14 protein-coding genes and 1 riboswitch are annotated in these 22,325 nt (G+C 47.3%); of the genes, 4 read left to right on the top strand and 10 right to left on the bottom strand.

What is annotated here, in order from left to right; all coding sequences use genetic code 11:
- Positions 1 to 267: 267 nt before the first annotated feature.
- From GGU45_RS16305 to GGU45_RS16275, 7 genes are all read right to left on the bottom strand, one after another.
- Positions 268 to 2,754, bottom strand: a complete 2,487-nt coding sequence (locus tag GGU45_RS16305) for a heavy metal translocating P-type ATPase (RefSeq protein ID WP_435226507.1) — start codon at positions 2,752 to 2,754, stop codon at positions 268 to 270.
- Positions 2,755 to 2,821: 67 nt separating this feature from the next.
- On the bottom strand, positions 2,822 to 4,027 hold the full coding sequence (locus GGU45_RS16300) for an efflux RND transporter periplasmic adaptor subunit (RefSeq protein ID WP_435226506.1): 1,206 nt from the start codon (positions 4,025 to 4,027) through the stop codon (positions 2,822 to 2,824).
- Positions 4,028 to 4,037: 10 nt separating this feature from the next.
- Positions 4,038 to 5,387 carry a TolC family protein gene (locus GGU45_RS16295; RefSeq protein WP_435226504.1) on the bottom strand — a complete coding sequence of 450 codons (1,350 nt, stop codon included), beginning with the start codon at positions 5,385 to 5,387 and terminating at the stop codon, positions 4,038 to 4,040.
- Positions 5,388 to 5,502: 115 nt separating this feature from the next.
- A complete protein-coding gene (locus GGU45_RS16290; RefSeq protein WP_435226502.1) occupies positions 5,503 to 8,631 on the bottom strand; it encodes an efflux RND transporter permease subunit in 3,129 nt (1,042 codons plus the stop codon).
- Between the two features lie 189 nt (positions 8,632 to 8,820).
- Positions 8,821 to 9,144, bottom strand: a complete 324-nt coding sequence (locus GGU45_RS16285; protein ID WP_435226501.1) for a DUF6660 family protein — start codon at positions 9,142 to 9,144, stop codon at positions 8,821 to 8,823.
- A 153-nt stretch (positions 9,145 to 9,297) separates the two neighbouring features.
- A complete protein-coding gene (locus tag GGU45_RS16280) occupies positions 9,298 to 10,032 on the bottom strand; it encodes a hemerythrin domain-containing protein (protein ID WP_435226499.1) in 735 nt (244 codons plus the stop codon).
- Between the two features lie 188 nt (positions 10,033 to 10,220).
- Entirely contained in the window at positions 10,221 to 11,747 is a 1,527-nt protein-coding gene (locus GGU45_RS16275; RefSeq protein WP_435226498.1) for a sulfatase family protein, read from the bottom strand.
- Positions 11,748 to 12,260: 513 nt separating this feature from the next.
- Between GGU45_RS16275 and GGU45_RS16270 the strand changes: the two genes are divergently transcribed.
- On the top strand, positions 12,261 to 13,757 hold the full coding sequence (locus GGU45_RS16270) for an arylsulfatase (protein WP_435226497.1): 1,497 nt from the start codon (positions 12,261 to 12,263) through the stop codon (positions 13,755 to 13,757).
- Positions 13,758 to 13,896: 139 nt separating this feature from the next.
- On the opposite strand, the gene GGU45_RS16265 is transcribed toward GGU45_RS16270, so the two are convergent.
- Both GGU45_RS16265 and pckA read right to left on the bottom strand, forming a co-directional pair.
- Positions 13,897 to 14,916: a DUF6438 domain-containing protein gene (locus GGU45_RS16265; RefSeq protein WP_435226496.1), complete on the bottom strand. Its 1,020-nt coding sequence runs from the start codon at positions 14,914 to 14,916 to the stop codon at positions 13,897 to 13,899.
- Between the two features lie 98 nt (positions 14,917 to 15,014).
- Positions 15,015 to 16,619: a phosphoenolpyruvate carboxykinase (ATP) gene (gene pckA / locus GGU45_RS16260; RefSeq protein ID WP_435226494.1), complete on the bottom strand. Its 1,605-nt coding sequence runs from the start codon at positions 16,617 to 16,619 to the stop codon at positions 15,015 to 15,017.
- A gap of 292 nt (positions 16,620 to 16,911) precedes the next feature.
- A riboswitch (SAM riboswitch) is annotated at positions 16,912 to 17,019 on the top strand.
- A 307-nt stretch (positions 17,020 to 17,326) separates the two neighbouring features.
- Between pckA and GGU45_RS16255 the strand changes: the two genes are divergently transcribed.
- Genes GGU45_RS16255 through GGU45_RS16245 form a run of 3 tightly spaced genes read left to right on the top strand, consistent with a single transcriptional unit; the run spans position 17,327 to position 20,996 of the window.
- Positions 17,327 to 18,640, top strand: coding sequence for an O-acetylhomoserine aminocarboxypropyltransferase/cysteine synthase family protein (locus GGU45_RS16255; RefSeq protein WP_435226493.1), 1,314 nt, complete (start codon positions 17,327 to 17,329; stop codon positions 18,638 to 18,640).
- A 53-nt stretch (positions 18,641 to 18,693) separates the two neighbouring features.
- On the top strand, positions 18,694 to 19,734 hold the full coding sequence (locus tag GGU45_RS16250; RefSeq protein ID WP_435226491.1) for a homoserine O-acetyltransferase family protein: 1,041 nt from the start codon (positions 18,694 to 18,696) through the stop codon (positions 19,732 to 19,734).
- A 5-nt stretch (positions 19,735 to 19,739) separates the two neighbouring features.
- Positions 19,740 to 20,996, top strand: coding sequence for a homoserine dehydrogenase (locus GGU45_RS16245; protein ID WP_435226489.1), 1,257 nt, complete (start codon positions 19,740 to 19,742; stop codon positions 20,994 to 20,996).
- A gap of 231 nt (positions 20,997 to 21,227) precedes the next feature.
- On the opposite strand, the gene tsaD is transcribed toward GGU45_RS16245, so the two are convergent.
- Positions 21,228 to 22,271: a tRNA (adenosine(37)-N6)-threonylcarbamoyltransferase complex transferase subunit TsaD gene (tsaD, locus tag GGU45_RS16240; protein ID WP_435226488.1), complete on the bottom strand. Its 1,044-nt coding sequence runs from the start codon at positions 22,269 to 22,271 to the stop codon at positions 21,228 to 21,230.
- Positions 22,272 to 22,325 lie beyond the last annotated feature (54 nt).

Raw genomic sequence — 22,325 nt, 5'->3', positions numbered from 1 at the left:
GTCAAAATGGTAGGTGGAATTTGTTCTCATTACAATCGCTTTATTTTATTCGTGACAAACAGTTTTAGAATAATAGATCTGGTCTAATCTATTCTAATACAAAGATAGACTCCTTTTTCAAGGTGCACCTATCATTTTTTGTCTTTGTATGGCAATATTTTAACATCTCTCCTGATCCGCATCCGGACCTGGCTGTATAGACTTTTGTAAACAACGCGTCCTGTGGTATATACCATAAGAAAAAGGGGCAGAAACAAGAAACGGGTGTTATTGTTTTTTATATCCTAATAAACGCAGGGCATTAAACACCACTACCAGGGTAGACCCCTCGTGTCCGATAACGGCAGGCCCAATATTGGCAATGCCCAGGATGGTAAGCGGTATTAACACCGCCACCATCCCAAGACTGATGACCAGGTTTTGCCGGATAATGCGGCTTGCTTTTTTACTAAGGCCGATGGCAAAAGGGAGGTTGCTTAATTTATCTGCCATCAGTGCAATGTCTGCGGTCTCTAATGCTACGTCGCTTCCGGCGGCACCCATTGCAATACCTACGGTGCTTTTGGCCATTGCCGGGGCATCATTAACACCGTCGCCAACCATGGCCACCTTCTTTTCACTGGCCCGTAATTTTTCGATAGCCGCTACTTTTTGTTCGGGCAGCAGGTTACCCCAGGCATCGGTAATACCAATTTGCCCGGCAATTGCTTCCGCTACTTTCTGATTATCGCCTGTGAGCATGATCATTTTGCGAACCCCCATGTCCGTTAGTCGTGTAAGGGTCTCTTTTGCATCTTCCCGGGCAATATCCATCAGCGTAACAATACCAAGATATCGATCGTCCTGCTGAACGATCATGGTGGTATTGCCCTGGCTTTCCAGGACTTCTACTTTCTGGTTTATATTATCCGGCAGCTTGTTGTTTTTTTCAGCAAACAATTCTTTGTTTCCCACATGAATAACGGCTCCCTTATAATCTGCTTTAATTCCCCTGCCCTGGAGCGCCGATACATTGGCGGCGGCTGCAATATCTTTTTTCAGGCGTTCTTCCCCACCTTTTACCAGGGCGGCCGCCAGGGGGTGGTCACTTAATTTTTCTACCGCAACAACAATTTCAAGCAGCGGCTCTTCCGCTATCCCGGCAAGCGGATATACCCCGGTAAGTTTCGGTTTTCCCTCAGTAAGTGTTCCGGTCTTATCAAAAGCAATTGCCGAAAGAGCGCCCAGTTCTTCCAACGGTTTTCCGCCCTTTATCAAAACGCCGCCCCTTGCCGCTCTTGCCACCCCGCTTAACACCGCGCTGGGGGTGGATATGGCTAGTGCACAGGGGCTGGCTGCAACCAATACCGCCATGGCCCGGTAAAAACTTGCACTAAAGGGTTCATCTACCACCAGGAAGGCCAGCAGCAGGATGCCTACCAAAACGAGCACAGACGGAACATAATAACGCTCCAGTTTATCTGTAAAATTCTGGGTAGGCGACTTTTGGGTTTGTGCTTCATTAACCAGCTTTACTAACCGGGCAATGGTGCTGTCTGCAGCAACTCTTGTTACTTTTATTTCCAGATTTTCGCCACCATTGATTGAGCCGGCAAACACCTTGTATTTCGCATCTAATTTATCGCTATTCTCCAGGCCGGCATCAGCGTTCTCAACCGGCATCTTGTCTGCCGGAACGCTTTCTCCTGTAATGGGGGCCTGGTTAACACTGCTATTCCCCTTTACAACAATTCCATCAGCTGCAATTTTTGAATTGGGTTTTACTACAATAATGTCGCCTTGCTTTAATGTTTCGATCTGCACCTCGCTAATAGCACCACCCGTTTTCAGTAACGCCGTTTTAGGAGCCAGGTCTGCTAATGCCGCAATTGATTTTCTTGCTTTTTCCATGGCATAATGTTCCAGGGAATGCCCCAAACTGAAAAGGAAAAGCAACAATGCTCCTTCGGCCCACTGACCTAATACGGCTGCGCCAATCGCAGCAACAAGCATGAGAAAATCGATCTCAAAAGCGCCTTTACTGATACCTTCAATGGCTTCTTTGCTGGTATAAAATCCCCCAAAGAAATAGGCAGCAATATAACACCCTATTGAAACATAGGGTGAAACTCCGCCTATGAAGGATAAGCCAAAACCTATACCTAACAAGGCGCCGCAGATAATAGCAAAGATCCCTTCTGTTTTTTCTCCAAAAACACCCCCGTGTGCATGTTCATCCGCTCCCGCTTCGTGATCATGATCGGGGTTCAGATCCTGATCTTCATGCATCTTTTCCTGCGACTCTTGCCTGTGAACGTGAAAATCCTCAACATTAATAATGGCTAAGCCTGTTCTTCCGATCTGTTCAAGAACGGTTTTATCCGTTGTTACTTCTTTATTATACTCCAATTGTATGAAGCCTGTTCCCGATACGGAAACCGTGAGTATTCCCATATATTTTTCAAGGGCAGCTTCAATAATTCTTGCATGGCGTGGGTGACGTACTCCTGTTGTATTAATAAGCAGATGGCCATAATGTTCCGTGATCTCCGCGCCGGCTTTTTTTGCTATTTGTTCAATTCCATTGAGCGAAATTTCAGAAGGGGTGTAATGAAAACAAAGCCGGGCTTTTTTATCCGTATCCCCGGCAATAACATGTACTTTGTCAATACCTCTTTTATACTGAAGCATATTGATCAGCCGTTCAACGCATGCATCCCTTTCATCCGGAATCTCCGGCAAAAGAATATCCAGATCGATTCTTGATCTTTCCATGGTACTGAATTTAATAAACAGCGGTTATAAGCAAGTCCGAAACCTTAACCAGCCTGCTGTAAATTTACTAATGTTCATGTTCACCGCTATTAGTCATTTTAGCCAAAATAAAGAAAGCTCCTTTAGTAACAATTTTGGCATTGGCCGGAATGTCCTTTAACAATGTCACTTCGCTATATCCAACATCGGTGGTGCCTTTTGCAACAGGTACCCGCTCAAACGTAATGTCCTTCGTTTCTTTTCGTTGACTGCTTTCGGATTCGCCTTCCGAAAGGGCCTCCGTAACCATAAAAATAAAATCGTTGCCCTGGTAACTTACAATAGCATCTGACGGCACGGACGGGACGGTGGATTTATCCAGACTCACCAGGGCCGTTACATTCATACCGTCAATCAGTCCCGTTTTATCCCCAATAACCTTTGCATGTACAGGAATGGTCTTGCTGCCGGCTTCAAATGCAGTCCCTATTGAAAATATTTGCGCATCGTACTCCCTGCCCGCATTATTGGTAATCGTAAAATGGATGGTTTGATTTGACTTTAGCCTGGGAAGATCTTTTTCATATACATATAAATCCAGGTGCAACTGGGAATTATTCACAATTTCCGCAATAGGAGCGCTGACATCCACCTTGCTCCCCAGCTGAGCAAGCACGTTACTGATGGTACCGCCTATGGGCGCTTTAACTACGATGGCGGAAGAAAAACTGCGGGCCGCACCTACCGCCGACAATTGTTTTTGCAAGCCATTTCGCTGACTTTTGAGTGTTGTCAGTTCGGTTTGTACCTGTTGCAGTCTTTTTAGCGGTGCGGCATTGCCCTCTACCAGCTCCTGCTGCCGCTTCACTTCAATTTCCGACAACACAATTTGCGCCTCTACCTGCTGCAACTGCTGCTGCATTTGAATCAGATCCGGGTTTACAATGGTGGCAATAGCCTGCCCCTGCTTTACGAAATTTCCGGGTTGTACATGAAGTGCCTTAACAACCCCGCTATACAGGGGCACCACAAAAGCCTTGTTTTGATTGGGTACGGTAAGAATTCCATTCGCTTTTATAGAATTGGTCAATTCCTTTTCTTCTATATTTCCCATTTCTATGCCTATGGCTTTAATTTGTACTGCTGTAAGCCTGGTAGTATTCCCGCCGGAATGTGCTGCTTCACCTTCCGTGTGATTTTCTTCTTCAGCCGCTGATGGGCCGGGCTTGTTTCCACAGGAAAAAAATGCGGATACGCTAAAAAAAACAGATGCTATAATCAATATGCGCTTCATTGCGGGTATTTTAATTATTGTTGTAGTAGTTAAATTGAATAACGGATTGATTGTATTTGTTCAATACATCCAGATAGTTCCTCCTGGTGTCGATAGCCTGCGTCAGAAACTGACTGAGCTCGGCAAAACTTATCTCGCCCGCTTTGTAACTCAATGTTGCGGCTTTTATGATCGCATCCGCCTGTTCCAAACCCGTTACGTCATAAAACCGGAGCATTGCCAGGCTCTTTTCTATTTCTGTGAGGGCCGTTTGCCGTTGCGTTTGAATCTGCTGCGTTTGGTAGCTTAATTGTTTTTGCTGTATATCCATTTCAGCGTTGGCTACTTTGATTTTATTTTTATAGGCATCGTTGCCAAACAAGGGGAATGCAGCTGTAACGGAAAAACCGGTGTAAGGGTCTTTTGCCCCCCATACTCGCTGGGTAAAAAACCTGCCGGAAAACTCGGGCTTATTCCCATTTTTTTGCACCGCAATACCTGAGGCCGCAATGGCTACCTGCTGCTGTTGCAGCATTAATAAGGGATGCAGGCTGTCTGCTCCTGCAACCAAAAGATCTACTTTTTCTAAAGGTTGTTGCACCGGCAACAATAGAGTATCCTGGTTCATCAACATCATCAGCTGTTGTTGCTGCACCACCATATCTTTGTCGTTCTGCTCGAGCATTGCCCGCAGTTCTTTGAGTTTTGCATCAGCTGCGATCTTATCCAGTCCCGCAGCCTCACCCGTTTTGTATCGCAGCTCGGCGGCTTTATACAAAGAAGAATAAATACTATCTAATTGCAGAAACAATTGGGATTTATCCTGCAAATACCAAAGCTCATAGTAAACAGTCCGGACATCTTTTTTTATTACCGCGTTCAAAGCGGGAGTGTTCAGCTGGTAATACTTTAACTGCTCGTTAAAATATTCCCTTCTGGCCTTATAGAGGCCCGGCCAGGCAATACTTTGCGAAACACCGATCTTTAGTACACCTTTGCTGTCGGATGGACGCAAGTCCTCATTTTCAGCAAACACGCCTGTCTTAGGAATTTCATTCGCTGTTTTAACAGCATATCCGGCTCTGCTGATTTCCGACTGGTTGATATCCAGCTGCAGGTTGCCTTTCAACGCGGTAGCGATAGCCTGGCTTACGCTGATGCGGTGTTGTGCCTGTGCTACAGCGGAATAGAAAAAAAGCAAGACACAAAAGACAAGGGGCAAAACGCCAGGAGCAAGGAATGAAACGAGGCAGGCAAAATCACCTGTCTTACATTTCCTGCCCCTTGCCATTCGGCCCTTGCCCGCTGCCGCTTGCCGCTTGCTTTTCACCTCCCATTCCCGGCGGTTTGTAACCTTAATTATCCTATCATACCATTTCATTGTTAATATTTTTCAGGATTATCAATCATGTGATAAATTAGTTTTCCTATTTCTTATATAAAGTCGTTTCCATAAAATGTGTAGCTGCCATATTTTTCATTTTTTTTTATGTTGCCTATTGCCCTTCATCCCTCCCCCTTCGTTTTGAGGAAAAGATAATATATAAACAAGGCAATACAACAAGTGTTAAGAACGTAGCTGTTATCAATCCTCCGATAACAACCGTTGCTAACGGCTTTTGAACCTCAGCACCCGCTCCGGCACTCATCGCCATTGGTAAAAAACCTAATGAGGCTACAGTTGCAGTCATCAGCACCGGCCGCAGACGCATCTTGGTTCCCTGCAGCACCCGCTGTATTACATCGGAAACGCCATCCTTCTGAAGTTGATTAAAGGTGCTGACCAGTACAATCCCGTTTAACACGGCTACCCCAAACAGAGCAATAAAACCAACGCCCGCTGAAATACTAAAAGGCATGCCCCGGAGCAACAAGGCGAATACCCCACCGATGGCGCTCATTGGAATGGCCGTATAGATCAATGCGGCCTGTTTTACGGAGTTGAACGTAAAATAAAGCAGCCCGAAAATGAGTAGCAATGCAATAGGAACGGCTAACTGTAACCGCGCTGATGCTTCCTGCAGATTTTGAAATGTACCGCCATAGGTAAGATAGTAGCCGGTGGGCAGCCTATTTTGGGGCTGCGCCAACTTTTCCTGGATATCTTTTACCACGCTTTCAACATCCCTGTCCTTGACATTAAAACCAACAACAACCCGGCGCTTTCCATCCTCACGGCTTATCTGTACCGGGCCTTCCTTAAAACCAACAGTTGCTATTTGTCCGAGGGGAACCTGCAAACCATTGCTGGCTGGGATATACAGGTTACTTACGTCATCCAAAGAAGTACGATGGGCGCTGTCAAGACGTACAACCAGTTCAAATTTTCGTTCATTCTCAAATACGTACCCCGAAGATTGGCCCGCAAAAGCGGTCGTGATCACCTGGTTAATATCCCTTATACTCAGTCCATACCCCGCAACCCTTGCCCTGTCGTACTCAACGGTTATTTGCGGCAATCCCGCGGTGCGCTCCACCAGTGGCTCGCTAACGCCTTGAACTGATTGCAATACTTTGGCGGTTTTAGAAGCCAGGTAGGCCAGGCTGTCTAAATTTTCTCCAAAGATTTTAACAGCAACGTCCTGTCTTATTCCCGTCATCAGCTCATTAAAACGCATCTGGATGGGTTGACTGGGCTCGGCAATAACACCCGGTATATTTTCCAGCTTGGCCTTCATCATTTCGCCCAGTTTATAAAAATCTTTTGTTGTGGTCCATTCCGCTTTATCCTTCATCACAACGATCAGATCGGAAGCATTCATGGGCATCGGGTCTGTGGCCACATCAGCCGCACCTGTTTTTCCGATCACCATTTTTACTTCAGGAAATTCTTTGAGCATTTTTTCAGCCTTCAGACAGATCTCGATCGTTTGCCCGATAGAAGCGCCCTGTGGCAGAACAAATTCAATGGCATAATCGCCTTCTTCAAGGGTGGGTATAAATTCGCCGCCAATTTTTGTAAACGTCCAGACACTAATGGCAAAAAACACCATCGCAATGCCTGCCACCCAATACTTCAGCCGGATGGCCTTTTGGATCAGCGGGGCGTAGCAGCGCTCAAAAAAGCCCATCATCCTGTCGGAGATATTTTTTTTATGGCCTGTTTTCTTACTTAAAAACAGGGAGCTCATTACCGGAATATAAGTAAGCGAAAGCAGCAAAGCGCCAATAATCGCAAAACTTACGGTTTGGGCCATGGGCACAAACATCTTTCCCTCGATGCCTCTTAATGAAAGAATGGGCAGGTACACAATCAGGATAATAATCTGACCGAAGGCGGCGGCACTCATCATTTTACCGGCACTCTCTTTCACCATGGCATCCATTTGCTGCTGTGAGTATACGGATGTTATTTTTTTTGCGGCTATTACATGCATCGTGGCTTCTACAATGATTACGGCCCCATCAACAATTAATCCAAAATCGATCGCTCCCAGGCTCATCAGGTTAGCGCTTACACCAAACAGATGCATCATTCCTAACGCAAAAAGAAGCGACAGCGGGATGGCGGAGGCCACTATGATTCCGGCCCTGATGTTCCCCAGGAAAAGCAGTAATACAAAAATTACGATCAACGCCCCTTCAACTAAATTCTTTTCAACGGTATCAATGGCCCGGCCAACTAATGAAGAACGGTCTAAAAAAGGCTCTATGATTACATCGGCCGGTAGCGATTTTTGCACCGATTTCATGCGTTCTTTTACCCGTTGCACAACTTCGTTGCTATTAGCGCCCTTCAGCATCAATACCAATCCTCCCACCACTTCTTTTTCACCATTGTAAGTCATGGCACCATATCGTGGCGGCGATCCAAATTGTACAACAGCTACATCTTTTATCAGAACGGGAATACCATTTGCCGCGTTTTTTATAACGATGTTTTCAATATCCGGAATGGACCTTACCATACCAATCCCCCTGATAAAATACGCATTGGGCTTTTTGTCGATATAGGCGCCGCCGGTATTTTCATTATTGTGCTCCAGGGCTGTAAAAATCTCGGGAATGGTCACGTTCATGGCCTTCAGCCGGTCCGGGTTTACACTTACTTCGTATTGCTTGGTAATACCACCAAACCCCGTCACTTCGGCCACTCCTTCAATTCCATATAGCTGGCGACTGACGATCCAGTCCTGCATCGTACGCAAATCCATGGGAGAGTATTTATCCTCGCTTCCTTTTTGGGGGTGAATAACGTACTGATAAATTTCACCCAACCCCGTTGTAACCGGCGCCAGCTCCGGCCTTCCCATACCCTCCGGAATTTGTCTTTCAGCATCCTTCAGCTTTTCGCCAATAAGTTGCCGGGCAAAATAGATATTAACATTATCCTTAAAAACAATAGTGATCACGCTCAGGCCAAACCTTGAAAACGAACGCATCTTTACAACATCCGGAAGATTGGCCATGGCTTTTTCAACGGGGTAAGTAACAAACTGTTCCACCTCCTGTGCCGCCAGCGTAGGGGACTGCGTAATAATCTGAACCTGGTTGTCGGTAATATCAGGCAAGGCATCAACCGGCAATTGCGTGGCACTCCAGGTTCCCCACACAATAAGGGCAATGGTGCCAACGGCAATCACCAGTTTATTTTTAATACTAAAATGTATGATCTTATTCAGCATGTCTTTTTGTTATTTTGATAGAAACCTTACCACCGCCGGATATGGCAGCTGTATCATCATTATTGCGCCACCCCTATACAGTAGTCTGCTTTGCAGGGTTAACCCTTTCTTATCCGGCCTCGTACAAACAGGTTAAACGGGTTCAATACAAGGAAGCATTAAACCGGAGCCGGCAGTCAATAAAAAAAATCAGGATATCTTAGGCGGTTGCCAGATGTTACCATAGTAGTTAGAATGAAAGAAAAAATCCCTCGGCAGGAATTTCCGGTTTTTGACGTCCGGCATTTTGGCTTCATTTACTTTAAGCAGCTGAAAAGCGAAGTTTGCGGTGGCACCGCAGCAACTGCACATGCAGAAGGGGCCACAAATATCACGGTGACTGGCCTGGTGGTCATGGCTCATGGTCATTTCCACCCGGGACCCGGAACTGGCGCACCTGCTGTACCCATCACTGCATGGTATTACAGATACCACCAGGAGATATACAACAAATATGAGCGCAAAAAACTTCATTGCCCGCAAAGGTAGCCAACTAGCGGATCGGATCCATAAAAATTAATGAAACCTCAGTGCAAAATGAGATACATGCTATCAATATAACAAGCTGAATATTTTGCACAATCGTTGATAATGCTCCAGGTATCTCTTTTAATTTAAAAATTACGATCAGGCCTGAATATGGGGAGTATACTGCGCCAGTTCATAGAGACCCAGCTGTTGCTCGATGCCCGCCACCTTATCTACAAATAATCCAAACCCTCCTTCTCCAAAAAGCTGGTGCTCCCGCTTCTCGAAATCTTCACCCAAAGCGTCAAACTCGTGTTTGCTGATGATTTTCCGCAATGCCGGAAACAGTACGGTATCCTCCCTTGCCTCATGTGGCCGGTACATTTGTATAAAGGCCGTTATCAGGCTACTTAATTTTTCTTTATCCCCATCCGATGATACCTGTGGTTGTTTGCCCAGCTGCAATAGCTGGCCGGTGATCAGCCTGCCCTGCTGATGCTGTTCTTTTAATACCCGAACAAGATTTGTGAGCTGATGTGCCTTTTCAAAACGGGGGAATAAAAAATCCTCTTCCTGTTTCTCATGATATTCCTCAATAAAAGTGCGGATAATCCCGGCGGTACCTGTGATGTATTGAGGATTAACCGGCTCATTTGCCGCCAGCATCTTCAAAAAATGATCATAAATCAATAAAACCCGGTTCAAAATACCGTGTTCCCGCATCAGGTCCTCCGGCGGGCCTATTTCTTCTTCATCTTCCTCCTTACAACCGGCAAGACACCCGGTACCGGCAACGGCTGTAACAAGTGCGATATTCAGGCTTTTTGTAATGAAAGTCCGCCGGCTGCGGCCTTCATTGTTGTCGTCCTCTTTTTGTGTAACCCGATCTTTCATAACAGCTTTTTTTGAAAGACGTTGTTTAAACTTCCAGCTGTGATGATATTACCGCAACATTTCTGCTTTTTTGGGGAAAGCTTAAACAGCTTCAAAGTAGTGAACCTATTGAATTCACCTGGATATACAGCAAATCCCATACCAGTCCCTTGTACCAGACGGGTATTATCCAACCGGCAATCCAACGCTTATTCCGCCATTACTTTCTCAAGCAGCGCTTTTAATGCCTGCACCCGCTGCGGATACTTTCCGGCAAGATTGGTCCGCTCTCCCGGGTCCTTATTCAAATCATACAACTGATCGGCAGCACTATACCCTGTTTCAATATTTACGGCACCCATCAATGCGGGGCCTTTTGAGGGCGAGATGTATTTCCAGCCATCTTTTATAATACATAAAACATTATTAGCGGGCTGCTCAATAACAAATTCGCGGTGTTTCCTGCTTTGGCCGGTCAGGGTAGAAAAATAGTTCCGGCTATCGGTAAACTCCCCTGCCGGCAACTTTACATTCAGCATGGCTGCAAAGGAAGCCAGCAAATCTACCTGGCTCACCAGTGCATCCGATTTTTTTCCAGGGGCAATCTTCGCAGGCCACTGCACAATAAAGGGTACCCTTGTGCCGGCCTCAAAAGCGCTGTACTTTCCACCCCGGTAAATACCTCCCGGCCGGTGATCCAGTGCGGCAGCCGTTTCTGCCGACTGATCCATATACCCATCGTTGAGCACGGGCCCATTATCGCTGCTAAAGACCACAATGGTGTTGCGGAGCAGGCCCCTTTCTTTAAGCCCGTTCATGATAACCCCCACACTATGATCCATTTCGAGGGTTACATCGCCCCGGTAGCCCAGCTTGCTTTTCCCTTTAAATTCGGTTCCGGGCATACGGGGTACGTGAATATTATGAATGGCATAGTAAAGAAAGAAAGGCTTTTTTTTCTTCAGACTTTCATCAATAAAGGACAGGGCTTTATTATTGAACACATAGCCCAGCTCTTCATCGGTCCATTCGCTGCGCTTTCCTCCCTGCATAAAACCGATACGGCCAATGCCGTTTACAATATGTCCGTCATGACCTTGCCGGGGATCGTTGGGCTGCTTCAGTAATTCGGGATGCGCCTTCCCTGTTAGCTCCCCGGGAAAGGCTTTATGATAATCCACCAATATCGGATCTCTTTCTTCCAAACCCAGCGCCTGTTGGTTTTCCATAAAAATGGTGGGCACCCTGTCGGCCGTTGCCGGGAAGATGAAGGAGTAGTCGAATCCTACTTCCCGCGGGCCGGGCGATACTTCCTGATTCCAGTTCACGGGCGATTGATTGCCCAGGCCCAAATGCCATTTGCCTACTACGCCCGTTTGATATCCAGCTTGCTGAAATACTTTTGGCAGGGTCGTAATATCGGTAGGAATCACCAGGTTGGCGTCTCCCGGCAGGATATTGGTTCCTTTCTTGCGCCAGGCATAACGCCCCGAAAGCAGGGAGTACCGGGAAGGCGTACAGGTAGAAGCCGTTGTATGCGCATTGGAAAAATTGATCCCGTTTTGCGCCAGCCGGTCAACGTTCGGCGTAGCAATAGCCTTTGCCCCGTTGCAGCTTAAGTCTCCGTACCCCAGGTCATCGGTATAAATAATCAATACATTGGGGCGGACTGAGGACTGGGCGTATCCCGACTGTATTCCCAACATCAATGCAATACAAAAAATGATCCGTTTCATATTCAAAAAAACCGTTTATGCAGACCCCTGTCCGGTTCCTATTACCCGGCTGTCATCCGCTCATTAAAAAATACCTGGCGCAGCGCTTATCTGCTGATAGCTACAGGCAAACAAATATAGTCAAAGACTGTTCCGGCGAAGATAGATTTTAAACAAGCATGACAGGAAATCTGCCCTGGTTTTTGCGCATTCGATTGCACAATAATGAAGTACCTCCTTGCCATAAAGTGTATAACATTTTTTGTACTCTTTTTTTAACGCTAAGGATGTAAAGAATTCGAAAAGAGGCTGTATTCAAAAGTCGCTACTGTTAAACAACCTCGCGAACCTCGCGAATTCCCTGCGCACCTTGCGGTTGAAGCTGATCCCAAAAGAAGTTTGTAAACATGTTATACTCCCTTGCCCTTATGGCAAAACCAAAACCGGGATTTTTTCTGTACGTTTGCTGCAGGACACCTGAAATAGCCACAAGTCCCTCCCGGCATCAGGAGCCGTACTAAAGAAAAGGTCATTATGAAAAAAATCTTCCTGCTTGCAGTTGGTCTCGGCATCTTCCTTTATAACACTCATGCGCAATCGCGGCCCAACGTTATCTACATTTATGCCGATGACCTGGGATACGGAGAACTGGGCTGCTATGGACAGCAAAAGATCAGGACTCCCAACCTTGACCGGATGGCAGCGGAGGGTATGCGGTTCACGCAGCACTATTCCGGCACCCCCGTTTGCGCCCCGGCACGTTGCATGTTGCTTACCGGCAAAAACGGGGGGCATTCTTATATAAGGGGCAACTATGAACTGGGCGGATTCCCGGACAGTCTTGAAGGCGGCCAGATGCCGCTGCCGGAAGGAACATTTACGCTCGGGCATCTTTTTAAAAATGCCGGCTATGCAACAGCCGCCATTGGCAAATGGGGCCTGGGATCTGTAAACACTACCGGCCACCCGCTATCGCAGGGGTTCGACTACTTTTATGGCTACCTGGATCAGAAGCAGGCGCACAATTATTACCCAACACATCTTTGGGAAAACAAGACATGGGACACGCTTAACAACCCTAACATCTGGGTGCACCGGCAGCTCAACCCGCAAACCGCCACGGACCAGGATTTTGACTATTTTAAGGGCAATGTATATTCGATTGACAAGATGACGGAAAAAGCGCTCGGCTTTATCCGTAAACACCGGAAGCAATCTTTTTTTCTGTACCTGCCTTATACCATTCCGCATGTGTCACTGCAGGTTCCCGAAAGGTACATCAAGATGTACAAGGGGCAGTTTGATGAAAAACCCTACTACGGGCAACAGGGATATGCTGCGGCTAAATATCCGCTGTCGACCTATGCCGGTATGATCACCTGCCTCGATGACCAGGTAGGCCTGATCATGAAGGAGATCAAAAAACTGGGGCTGGATCAAAATACGATCATCCTTTTCTCCAGCGATAACGGAGCCACTTTTAATGGCGGTGTGGATGCGGCTTTCTTCAACAGCGTACAGGGACTACGGGGTTTAAAAATGGACATTTACGAAGGCGGCTTCCGGGAGCCTTTTATTGCACGCTGGCCGGGAAAAATTCCTGCCGGTAAAACCAATACGCTGCTGTCTGTCCAATATGATATGATGCCTACGTTTGCAGAGCTGACCGGGCAGCCACTGACACAAGGAATGAGCGGTATTTCGCTGTTGCCCGGGTTGCTGGGCAAGGGTCACCAGCAACAGCATGCCTATCTTTATTTTGAATATCCCGAAAAGGGCGGACAGGTTGCTGTACGGATCGGATCATGGAAGGGGATCCGCACCGGCGTGCAAAAAAACAGGAACGCCCCATGGCAGCTGTACAACCTGGAAACCGATCCCCGGGAAATGCACAATATTGCGGCGCAGTATCCGGACCTCATCCGGCAGATGGAGGCCATTGCTGTAAAGGAGCATCAGCACCCGCATATTAAGGAATGGGAGTTTATTGATCCAAAATTTGAAAAAGCCGCGGAGGCGCAGAAACAGTGATTTCTATTTTTGCTACAGAAACGCTGAATCTCCAATGTTTGTTTATTTCTCGCAACGGCGCAGGGACGCGGCGGTTTTCCCCGCTGATTACTGCTGACTTTTCTGTACCTATACGCAGATCCCGCCCCCCTTTATCCTGTTACAGGTAGCTCCATCGGGCATCCAAAAGCGCCGAATCTCCTTTCTTCCACTTCTGCTTTCCTACAAGTGCATCAATATACCGATATAGAGAGCTCAGGCCCACGGTACCCATTAATCCCCGGTCAAGAATTTGCTTTTCCCTTTCTTCCCGATCCGTAAACACCACCGTTACATAGGGAACATCGGCTGCATTCACGGTGTAACGACATTGTAACTGGTATGGGTCAAGATAGCAGACCAGTTGCTTTAACCGCCGGAGATCCTTTCTTTTCAGACGTGCTCTATATATACCGTACTGTTTTTTTTCAAGTACCTTTTCAGAACCAATTCCGGCAAGAAGTATGGCCCTGCCCGTTTTCAAAACACGTATCTTATAATGAGCGTATTCCTTAAAAATACCCGCCCTGTCTATCTCCAATACCTTCATGCTGAATACAGGATTTCCATGCCGATCTGCTTCTACAATAAAGCCCTGCTTACACAGGAGTTGCCGGTGAGTTAAAAAACCGGTTTTGAATTCGTCTCTGAATTTCCGGTAACCGATGCTGTCAAACAACCGGTCTGTATCAAACAGATAATAATCCAGCAAAGGCTGCCTCCCCTGCTGCTTAAACCGCATAAAAACCATCTGCTGATCTCCCGATGAATAGGAAGTAAAGAACCGATGCTCAAAACGCCCCGTCCCTTTATCCAGTACGAGCAACGCTGCCGGACGGTTGTTAAACGAGCCATTGATCAGCAGATCTGTTTTACCGTTTTGATCCAGATCCGACTTTGAAAACAGCGATAGCGAAAGGCTGTCCGTAAAATACCGATAGATATCGGCCTTACGGGGCAACACCCTGAAAAAAGGAGGTGCTGCATGAAACCCTTCATACGAAGGTATATGCCGCTGTAAAAAACTATCCACTGCCGCAACGGTTGCAATGCGATCGATCTCAGATCGCGCATCTTTACCGCCGGAACCAGCCGCCTCAAGCACCATACCCATCAGCAATAACAAAGGGAGCCATCTCATAGCCATTTCTTTTTTCTAAGACCCCCGTTCTGTCATGTTTCCATAAAAAAGGCTACCACAAGTGGCAGCCCTTTCATAAAACAAACAAAAACAATATTTCAAACCGCCGGTCCGGCAGCACTGATCTCTGCTGCCACCAGGTCCTGATAGTTTTTAAAATTTTCGGCAAACCTTCCGGCCAGGTCCTTTGCCTGCCGGTCATAGGCTTCTGGTTGTGCCCAGGTATTACGGGGGTTCAGGATCTTCGGATCCACACCAGGGCAACTATCCGGGATCATCAATCCAAAAACGGGGTCTTTGTGACATTCCACTTTATCCAGACTGCCATTGAGTGCTGCCCGGATCATAGCCCTGGAGTCGGTCAGCTTCATCCGGGTACCTGTGCCGTATGCGCCACCCGTCCAGCCGGTATTCACCATCCACACTTTTACGCCGTGTTTCGCAATCCGGCTGCCCAGCATGGAGGCGTAGCGGCCGGGGTGCAGAGGGATGAAGGGCGCCCCAAAACAGGCGCTGAACGTGGCTTTCGGCTCTGTAATCCCCGTTTCCGTTCCGGCAACCTTTGCCGTATAGCCACTGACAAAATAATACAAAGCCTGTTCTTTGGTAAGGCGGGCAACGGGCGGCAGCACACCATAAGCATCGCAGGTAAGGAAGAAAATATTCCTGGGCACACCCCCTGTTTCTTCCGGAACCCTATTTTCTAAAAAGTAGGTGGGGTAGCCCACCCGTGTATTTTCGGTAACCGATGCATCGTCAAAATTAATATGGTCCGTTCCCGGCAGGAACGTAACATTTTCTACAAGCGCGCCGTTCCTTACGGCATGATAGATCCCGGGCTCCTTTTCTTCGGAAAGATGAATGCATTTTGCGTAGCAGCCGCCTTCAAAATTAAAGACCTGTTTATCGTCCCAGCCATGTTCATCATCGCCAATCAGCCGGCGGTCCGGATCCGTACTCAGGGTTGTTTTACCCGTTCCGCTCAAACCGAAAAACAAGGCAGTGTCCCCGCCCGGGCCCATATTAGCGGAACAGTGCATGCTGAGCACATCCCGGTTCTGTGGCAGGAGATAATTCAAAACAGAAAAGATCCCCTTTTTAATTTCACCGGTGTAGCTGCTGCCGGTAATCAGGATCATCTTATGTTTAAAGCTGACCACTGTAGCATTGCCCTGCCGGGTACCACAGCGCACCGGGTCCAGCTCCAGCCCCGGTGCAGAAAGAATATGCCACTCCGGTTCAAAACATTCCAGCTCCGCTTCTGACGGACGTAAAAAAAGATGATGGGCAAACAGGTTCATCCAGGGCAGTTCATTTACAATACGGATATTGAGGCGGTATTCCTCCGCCGCGCAGGCGTAGGAGTCTCTTACCCACAACTCCCTGCGCTCATTTAAATAGGCGCGTACATCTTCAAGAATCCGGTCGAAATATTTTTCTTCAATAGGGTTATTAAAGCCTCCCCAATCGATCGTTGCTGCCGTCTGCTCGTCTTTTACAATAAATTTATCCCGGGGTGAGCGGCCGGTGAATTTACCGGTATGGATCACCATCGCTCCTGTATCGTTCAGCCGGCCCTGGCGTTTCATAAGTGTACCGGTAACCAGTTCATCAGGTGTCAGCTGGTAATGGATGAGATTGGTCAATTGCAGTCCGGCAGCTTTCAACTGTTTCCCGGGAATTTCGAATGGCTTTGTAAGCATATTGTGTTTTAAACTTTTGTTGAGTCCACAAAAATATCATTTGATAAATTCTAAAAAAAATATCAGAAACAGACGTCAAATTAGAAAATATCAAATTAAAATAGGTCAAAAAATAGATACATTTCAAAACAAAAGAAAAAAACTAACGATTGTTTACGAATATTGATTCTTTGCTTGCAAATAGAATAATGATTCCCGGAGCATTTTTTTCTTTCCCCTTAGTTTCCTACCTTTGCGCCGTTCTGTTTTGAACAGGATCAGTTCTTTTTTATTTTTCCCGCCGCAGCGGGAAACCTTATCAAGAAAGGCAGAGGGTTTGGCCCAATGAAGCCTTGGCAACCTGTTGGTGAAATAACAAGGTGCCAATTCCAGCTCCCGCAATGCGGGAGGAAGATAAGTCGGATCAGTAGTATATTAAACATATTAATAGAACAGCTCATCTGGTTTATCCGGTGGGCTTTTTTTATGCGCCGCATTTTGCTGCCTCTTAATTTTTTTGAATATGAAAGAAAACTCTATTAAATTCGTAGTCTGCATGAATGAAAGCGCAACATACAAGGCTCCCGGCATTACGCCAGTAATGCGTTGTTGCAGCTGTTGTTGTATGCCTTAGCAGGCATACCCTTTCATTTATATCCCGTGGGCTGTTGCAGCCCTGATATCATACTCCAACATCTTTTTTCACTTCATTAAATTCATGATTTATTATGAGCAACCAATTACATTTTGACACATTACAGGTTCATGCGGGCCAGCAGCCAGATCCCACAACCGGAAGCCGCGCCGTACCCATTTACCAAACCACTTCCTTTGTTTTCAAAGATGCCGATCACGCAGCCAATCTTTTTGGTCTGAAAGAGTTTGGCAATATCTATACGCGGATCATGAACCCCACCACCGATGTATTTGAGCAGCGTGTGGCCGCGCTGGAAGGCGGCGTGGCGGCCCTTGCTACTGCATCCGGGCAGGCAGCGCAGTTCCTGACCATCACCAACCTGCTGCAGGCCGGTGAAAACTTTGTTACTTCCCCCTTCCTGTACGGTGGCACCTTCAACCAGTTTAAAGTATCGTTCAAAAGACTGGGAATTGATGTGCGGTTTGCTGCCGATGACAACGTGGATAGCTTTCGTCCCCTGATCGATGAAAAGACAAAAGCCATTTATATAGAAACGCTGGGCAACCCGCGGTTAAACGTTCCCGACTTTGAAAAATTTGCAGCACTGGCCAAAGAGTACGATCTGCCGTTAATTGTAGATAATACATTTGGAGCCGGCGGATACTTGTTCCAGCCTCTCAAACACGGTGCAAATATTGTTGTGGAAGCCGCTACCAAGTGGATCGGCGGACATGGCAACAGCATTGGCGGAATTATTGTTGATGGAGGAAACTACAACTGGGGCAACGGAAAATTCCCCCAGTTCTCCGAACCTTCAGAAGGCTATCATGGCTTGAACTTCTGGCAGATATTTGGCGAAGGAAACCCGCTGGGCTTACCCAATATTGCTTTTGCGATCCGCGCCCGCGTAGAAGGGCTGCGCGATTTTGGACCGGCCCTAAGCCCCTTCAATTCCTTCCTGCTACTGCAGGGACTGGAAACACTTTCACTGCGGGTACAACGCACGGTTGACAATACCCTGGCGCTGGCACAATGGCTGGAGCAGCACGACAAAGTGGAGTTTGTATGGTATCCCGGCCTGGAAAGCAGCCCCTACCATACCCTGGCTAAAAAATACCTGACCAATGGATTTGGCGGTGTATTACAGTTCGGCATCAAGGGAGGACTCGAAAACGGGAAGACCTTTATCAACAGCCTGAAACTGGTAAGTCACCTGGCAAATGTAGGCGACACCAAGTCGCTGGCTATTCACCCGGCTTCCACTACGCACGAGCAACTGAACGAAGCCGAAAGGGCCAGCGCCGGTGTACTGGACAACCTCATCCGCATCAGCCCGGGAATTGAACATATTGATGATATTAAAGCAGATTTTGAACAGGCTTTTGCCGCTGTTTTTAACAAGTAAAAAACAAAGAGACTTGTGGGGTTTTGCAAAGCCTCACAGGTCTTTCACACAGAATGCAACAAGAATTATTTATACATCCGGATCCTTTTATTTTAGAGAGCGGCACCATCTTCCAAAACCTGCGGCTGGCCTATACCACCTATGGTATCATGAATGAAGAGCAAACCAATATAATATGGATCTTTCATGCATTAACGGCCAACAGCAACCCGCATGAATGGTGGCCCGAGATGATTGGGGAAGGAAGGGTTTTTGATCCGGCAAGGGATTTTATCATCTGTGTAAACATGCCCGGAAGCTGCTATGGCAGCAGCAGCCCTCTGGATGTAAACCCCGCTACCGGCACCCCCTATTATCACGATTTTCCTTTTTTTACCATCCGGGATATGGCCCGGTCCTATCGGTTATTACAAAAGCAATTGGGCATCCGGAAAATAAAGATCGGTATCGGCGGCAGCACCGGCGGCCAGCAACTGCTGGAATGGGCCGTGCAGGATCCCGCCCTTTTTGAATACATTATTCCCCTGGCTACGAATGCAGTTCACTCCCCCTGGGGTAAAGCCTTCAATGCCTCCCAACGTTTTGCCATAGAAGCAGATCAGACCTGGCAAAACAAGCGTCCCGATGCGGGACTAAAAGGTATGGAAGTAGCAAGGGGCATTGCCCTGCTATCCTATCGCAATGCTACCGCTTATAATAAAACACAATCGGAACACTCAGACGATCAGCTGGAAGCCTTCCGGAGTGAAAGTTATCAGCGCTACCAGGGCACCAAATTAGCCGCACGCTTTAACGCCTTCAGCTATTATGCGTTAAGTAAAAGTATGGACAGCCATAATCTCGGGCGCGGCAGGGGCGGCGCCATTAAAGCCCTGGAACAAATTGGGGCCAAAACCCTGGCACTGGCGCTGGAAGGCGATCTGCTGTTTCCCCCGGAAGAACAGGAGTTTCTTGCAGCACATATTCCCGGGGGCATAGAAAAACTGATCCGCTCCGATTACGGGCACGATGGCTTCCTATTGGAATTTGAACAAATATCAGAAGCAATAAAAAGATTTACAACCCGGCACGCCGAAGGCGTGGCGATAAAATAAAAACAATGGGCGAACATAAAGAATTAGTGATCGGGTTATTTGGATTTGGTGTGGTTGGCGAAGGGCTTTACAAAGTGCTGCAGCAAACCCCCTCGCTGAAAGCTACTATCAAACAAGTGTGTATTAAACATCCCGGAAAAACAAGAAATGCACCAGAGGAACTGTTTACTACAAATCGCGATGCTTTGCTGAACGACCCGGCCATCAACCTGATCGTAGAAGTGATCGATGACGCCATTGCCGGCTTTGAGATCGTAAGCACCGCCTTGAAAAACGGAAAGGATGTGGTGAGCTCTTCCAAAAAAATGATCGCTGAAAACTTACCGGCTTTGCTGGAATTGCAACAAAAAACCGGCAGGTCGCTCCTATACGAATCTTCTGCCTGCGCCTCCATCCCGGTGGTCCGCAACCTGGAAGAATATTATGATAACGATCTCCTGCACAGCATCCGCGCTATCGTAAACGGGAGCACCAATTTTATACTCACCAAGATCTTTGAAGAGAACCTGTCTTTTAAAGATGCCCTGCTACTGGCGCAGCAACTGGGCTTTGCAGAAAGCGATCCTACGCTGGATGTGGAAGGATTTGACGCCCTTAACAAATGGACCATCCTGCTGCTGCATGCCTATGGTATTGTGGCGCACCCGGAGCATATTCTGTTTAACGGCATTCAAAATATCGCCAAATCAGATGCCCTGGTGGCCAAGGCGCGCGGACAGCAGATCAAGCTGGTAGCACAGGCCAAAAAACTGATCAATGGCGGCGTAGGCGCTTACGTACTGCCGCAGTTTGTAAACGCAGACAGCCCCCTGTCCTTTGTAAAGAATGAGTACAATGGTGTGGTGATCGAAAGCGGCTTTGCCGACCAGCAATTTTTTTACGGAAAAGGAGCGGGCAGTTTCCCCACTGCATCGGCGGTATTGAGTGATATTTCTGCCCTGCGTTATGAATACCGGTATGAATATAAAAAATTATACCATCATAAACCGCATCAGCTTAATGATGCCATTTACCTGAAGGTATTTGTAAGCTTTACCGAACTGGCCAATATTCCCAAAGAAGATTTTGAATGGATCGAGGAATGGCATGCACAGGAAAGCCGCAAATACTTATCCGGTGTGATCGCTTTACAAAAATTAAAGCAAAACATGTGGTGGAAGGAAAATGGTACATCCCTCATTGTAGAAGCCGACGGGATCATTGAAGACATTGAAGAACGGAAACTAAAAAAGAAAAGCCTGGAACTGGCGGGGCTTTTATAAGTTTCAGGTTTAAAGTTCAAGGTTTCAGGTTGGTTCCGTTTTTATGCTTCATGCGCTTAACTTCTCTCTGCTCGCTACTCGCCATTCCCTGAGTAATATCGACCGGAAGAAAGATCATAGAGCTGGAACGGCATCCTCTCTTTAACATTCTTTGGATATTTTACATTCCCGCCGGGAAACGTTCAGGTTCAACGTTTACTTAAACATTGAACCTTGAACTTTAAACCTTCTTTAAAATCCCCGTGCCATAGAGGGTACCGAAAGATCCGAAAAGTCATTTTCGAGATATTTATAATAGCCGGTGATGGCGATCATTCCGGCATTATCGGTGCAATACTGAAAGTCGGGAATGAAAGTGTTCCACCCGTTCTGTTCGCCCATTTCTGAAAACGCTTTTCGCAAGCCGCTGTTGGCAGATACGCCACCGGCAATACAAAGATCTTTTATACCCAGCTCTTTGGCTGCCCTGCTCAATTTATTTAATAAGATCGAAATGATCCGCTGCTGGATGGAGGCACAGATATCCTGCAGGTTTTCCTCAATAAAGTGTTTCCGTTCCGCTTCCGTAGCCGCAAACTCCTCTTTATAGACCTGGGCGGTACCGGCATTGCGTAAAAAATAAAGAATCGCTGTTTTTACCCCGCTGAAGCTAAAATCATAGCCGGGTATGCGGGGTTCGGGAAACCGGAACCGGCTGGGATTTCCTTCCTTTGCATATTTATCAACCAGGGGCCCACCGGGATAAGGCAATCCCAGCATCTTAGCCGCCTTATCAAAAGCTTCCCCGGCTGCATCATCGATCGTTTCACCAATGATCTCCAGTTTTGTCGGGCCGGAACATTTCACGATCTGGGTATGTCCGCCGCTTACCGTCAGGCATAGAAAGGGGAACGAAGGTTTAGCCTCGGGAATCAGGTTGGCCAGCACATGGGCCTGCATGTGATTCACTGCAATCAGCGGTTTGTTCAGCGCAAGGGATAGGGATTTGGCAAACTGCCCCCCCACCAGCAAGCTCCCGATGAGGCCCGGCGCCTGGGTAAATGCGATTGCGTCTATTTCTTCCAGCGGCACCCCGCTTTCCTTTAATGCCACATCTACCACCGGTACAATATTTTGCATGTGCGCCCGGGAAGCCAGTTCCGGCACCACGCCCCCGTGTGCCGCGTGCACGGCCTGTGTGGCAATGCGGTTAGACAGAATGCGTCCCGAACTGCAAACCGCCGCCGAGGTCTCATCACAGCTGGATTCTATAGCCAGTATATTTATTTTGCTCATTATTTCATTTATTTGATCCCACTCACCCACCCCTATTAACTATTGCCTATTAAC

Origin of the sequence: Niabella hirudinis (assembly GCF_051201075.1) — a bacterium.
Classification (GTDB): domain Bacteria; phylum Bacteroidota; class Bacteroidia; order Chitinophagales; family Chitinophagaceae; genus Niabella; species Niabella hirudinis.
Note: the sequence above shows the minus strand (reverse complement) of the source record. Positions and strands in the feature narration are given on the sequence as shown.

Coding starts and splice junctions, on each gene's coding strand:
- GGU45_RS16305 (WP_435226507.1), bottom strand. CDS start 2,754: ATGGAAAGATCAAGAATCGATCTGGATATTCTTTTGCCGGAGATTCCG.
- GGU45_RS16300 (WP_435226506.1), bottom strand. CDS start 4,027: ATGAAGCGCATATTGATTATAGCATCTGTTTTTTTTAGCGTATCCGCA.
- GGU45_RS16295 (WP_435226504.1), bottom strand. CDS start 5,387: ATGAAATGGTATGATAGGATAATTAAGGTTACAAACCGCCGGGAATGG.
- GGU45_RS16290 (WP_435226502.1), bottom strand. CDS start 8,631: ATGCTGAATAAGATCATACATTTTAGTATTAAAAATAAACTGGTGATT.
- GGU45_RS16285 (WP_435226501.1), bottom strand. CDS start 9,144: ATGAAGTTTTTTGCGCTCATATTTGTTGTATATCTCCTGGTGGTATCT.
- GGU45_RS16280 (WP_435226499.1), bottom strand. CDS start 10,032: ATGAAAGATCGGGTTACACAAAAAGAGGACGACAACAATGAAGGCCGC.
- GGU45_RS16275 (WP_435226498.1), bottom strand. CDS start 11,747: ATGAAACGGATCATTTTTTGTATTGCATTGATGTTGGGAATACAGTCG.
- GGU45_RS16270 (WP_435226497.1), top strand. CDS start 12,261: ATGAAAAAAATCTTCCTGCTTGCAGTTGGTCTCGGCATCTTCCTTTAT.
- GGU45_RS16265 (WP_435226496.1), bottom strand. CDS start 14,916: ATGAGATGGCTCCCTTTGTTATTGCTGATGGGTATGGTGCTTGAGGCG.
- pckA (WP_435226494.1), bottom strand. CDS start 16,619: ATGCTTACAAAGCCATTCGAAATTCCCGGGAAACAGTTGAAAGCTGCC.
- GGU45_RS16255 (WP_435226493.1), top strand. CDS start 17,327: ATGAGCAACCAATTACATTTTGACACATTACAGGTTCATGCGGGCCAG.
- GGU45_RS16250 (WP_435226491.1), top strand. CDS start 18,694: ATGCAACAAGAATTATTTATACATCCGGATCCTTTTATTTTAGAGAGC.
- GGU45_RS16245 (WP_435226489.1), top strand. CDS start 19,740: ATGGGCGAACATAAAGAATTAGTGATCGGGTTATTTGGATTTGGTGTG.
- tsaD (WP_435226488.1), bottom strand. CDS start 22,271: ATGAGCAAAATAAATATACTGGCTATAGAATCCAGCTGTGATGAGACC.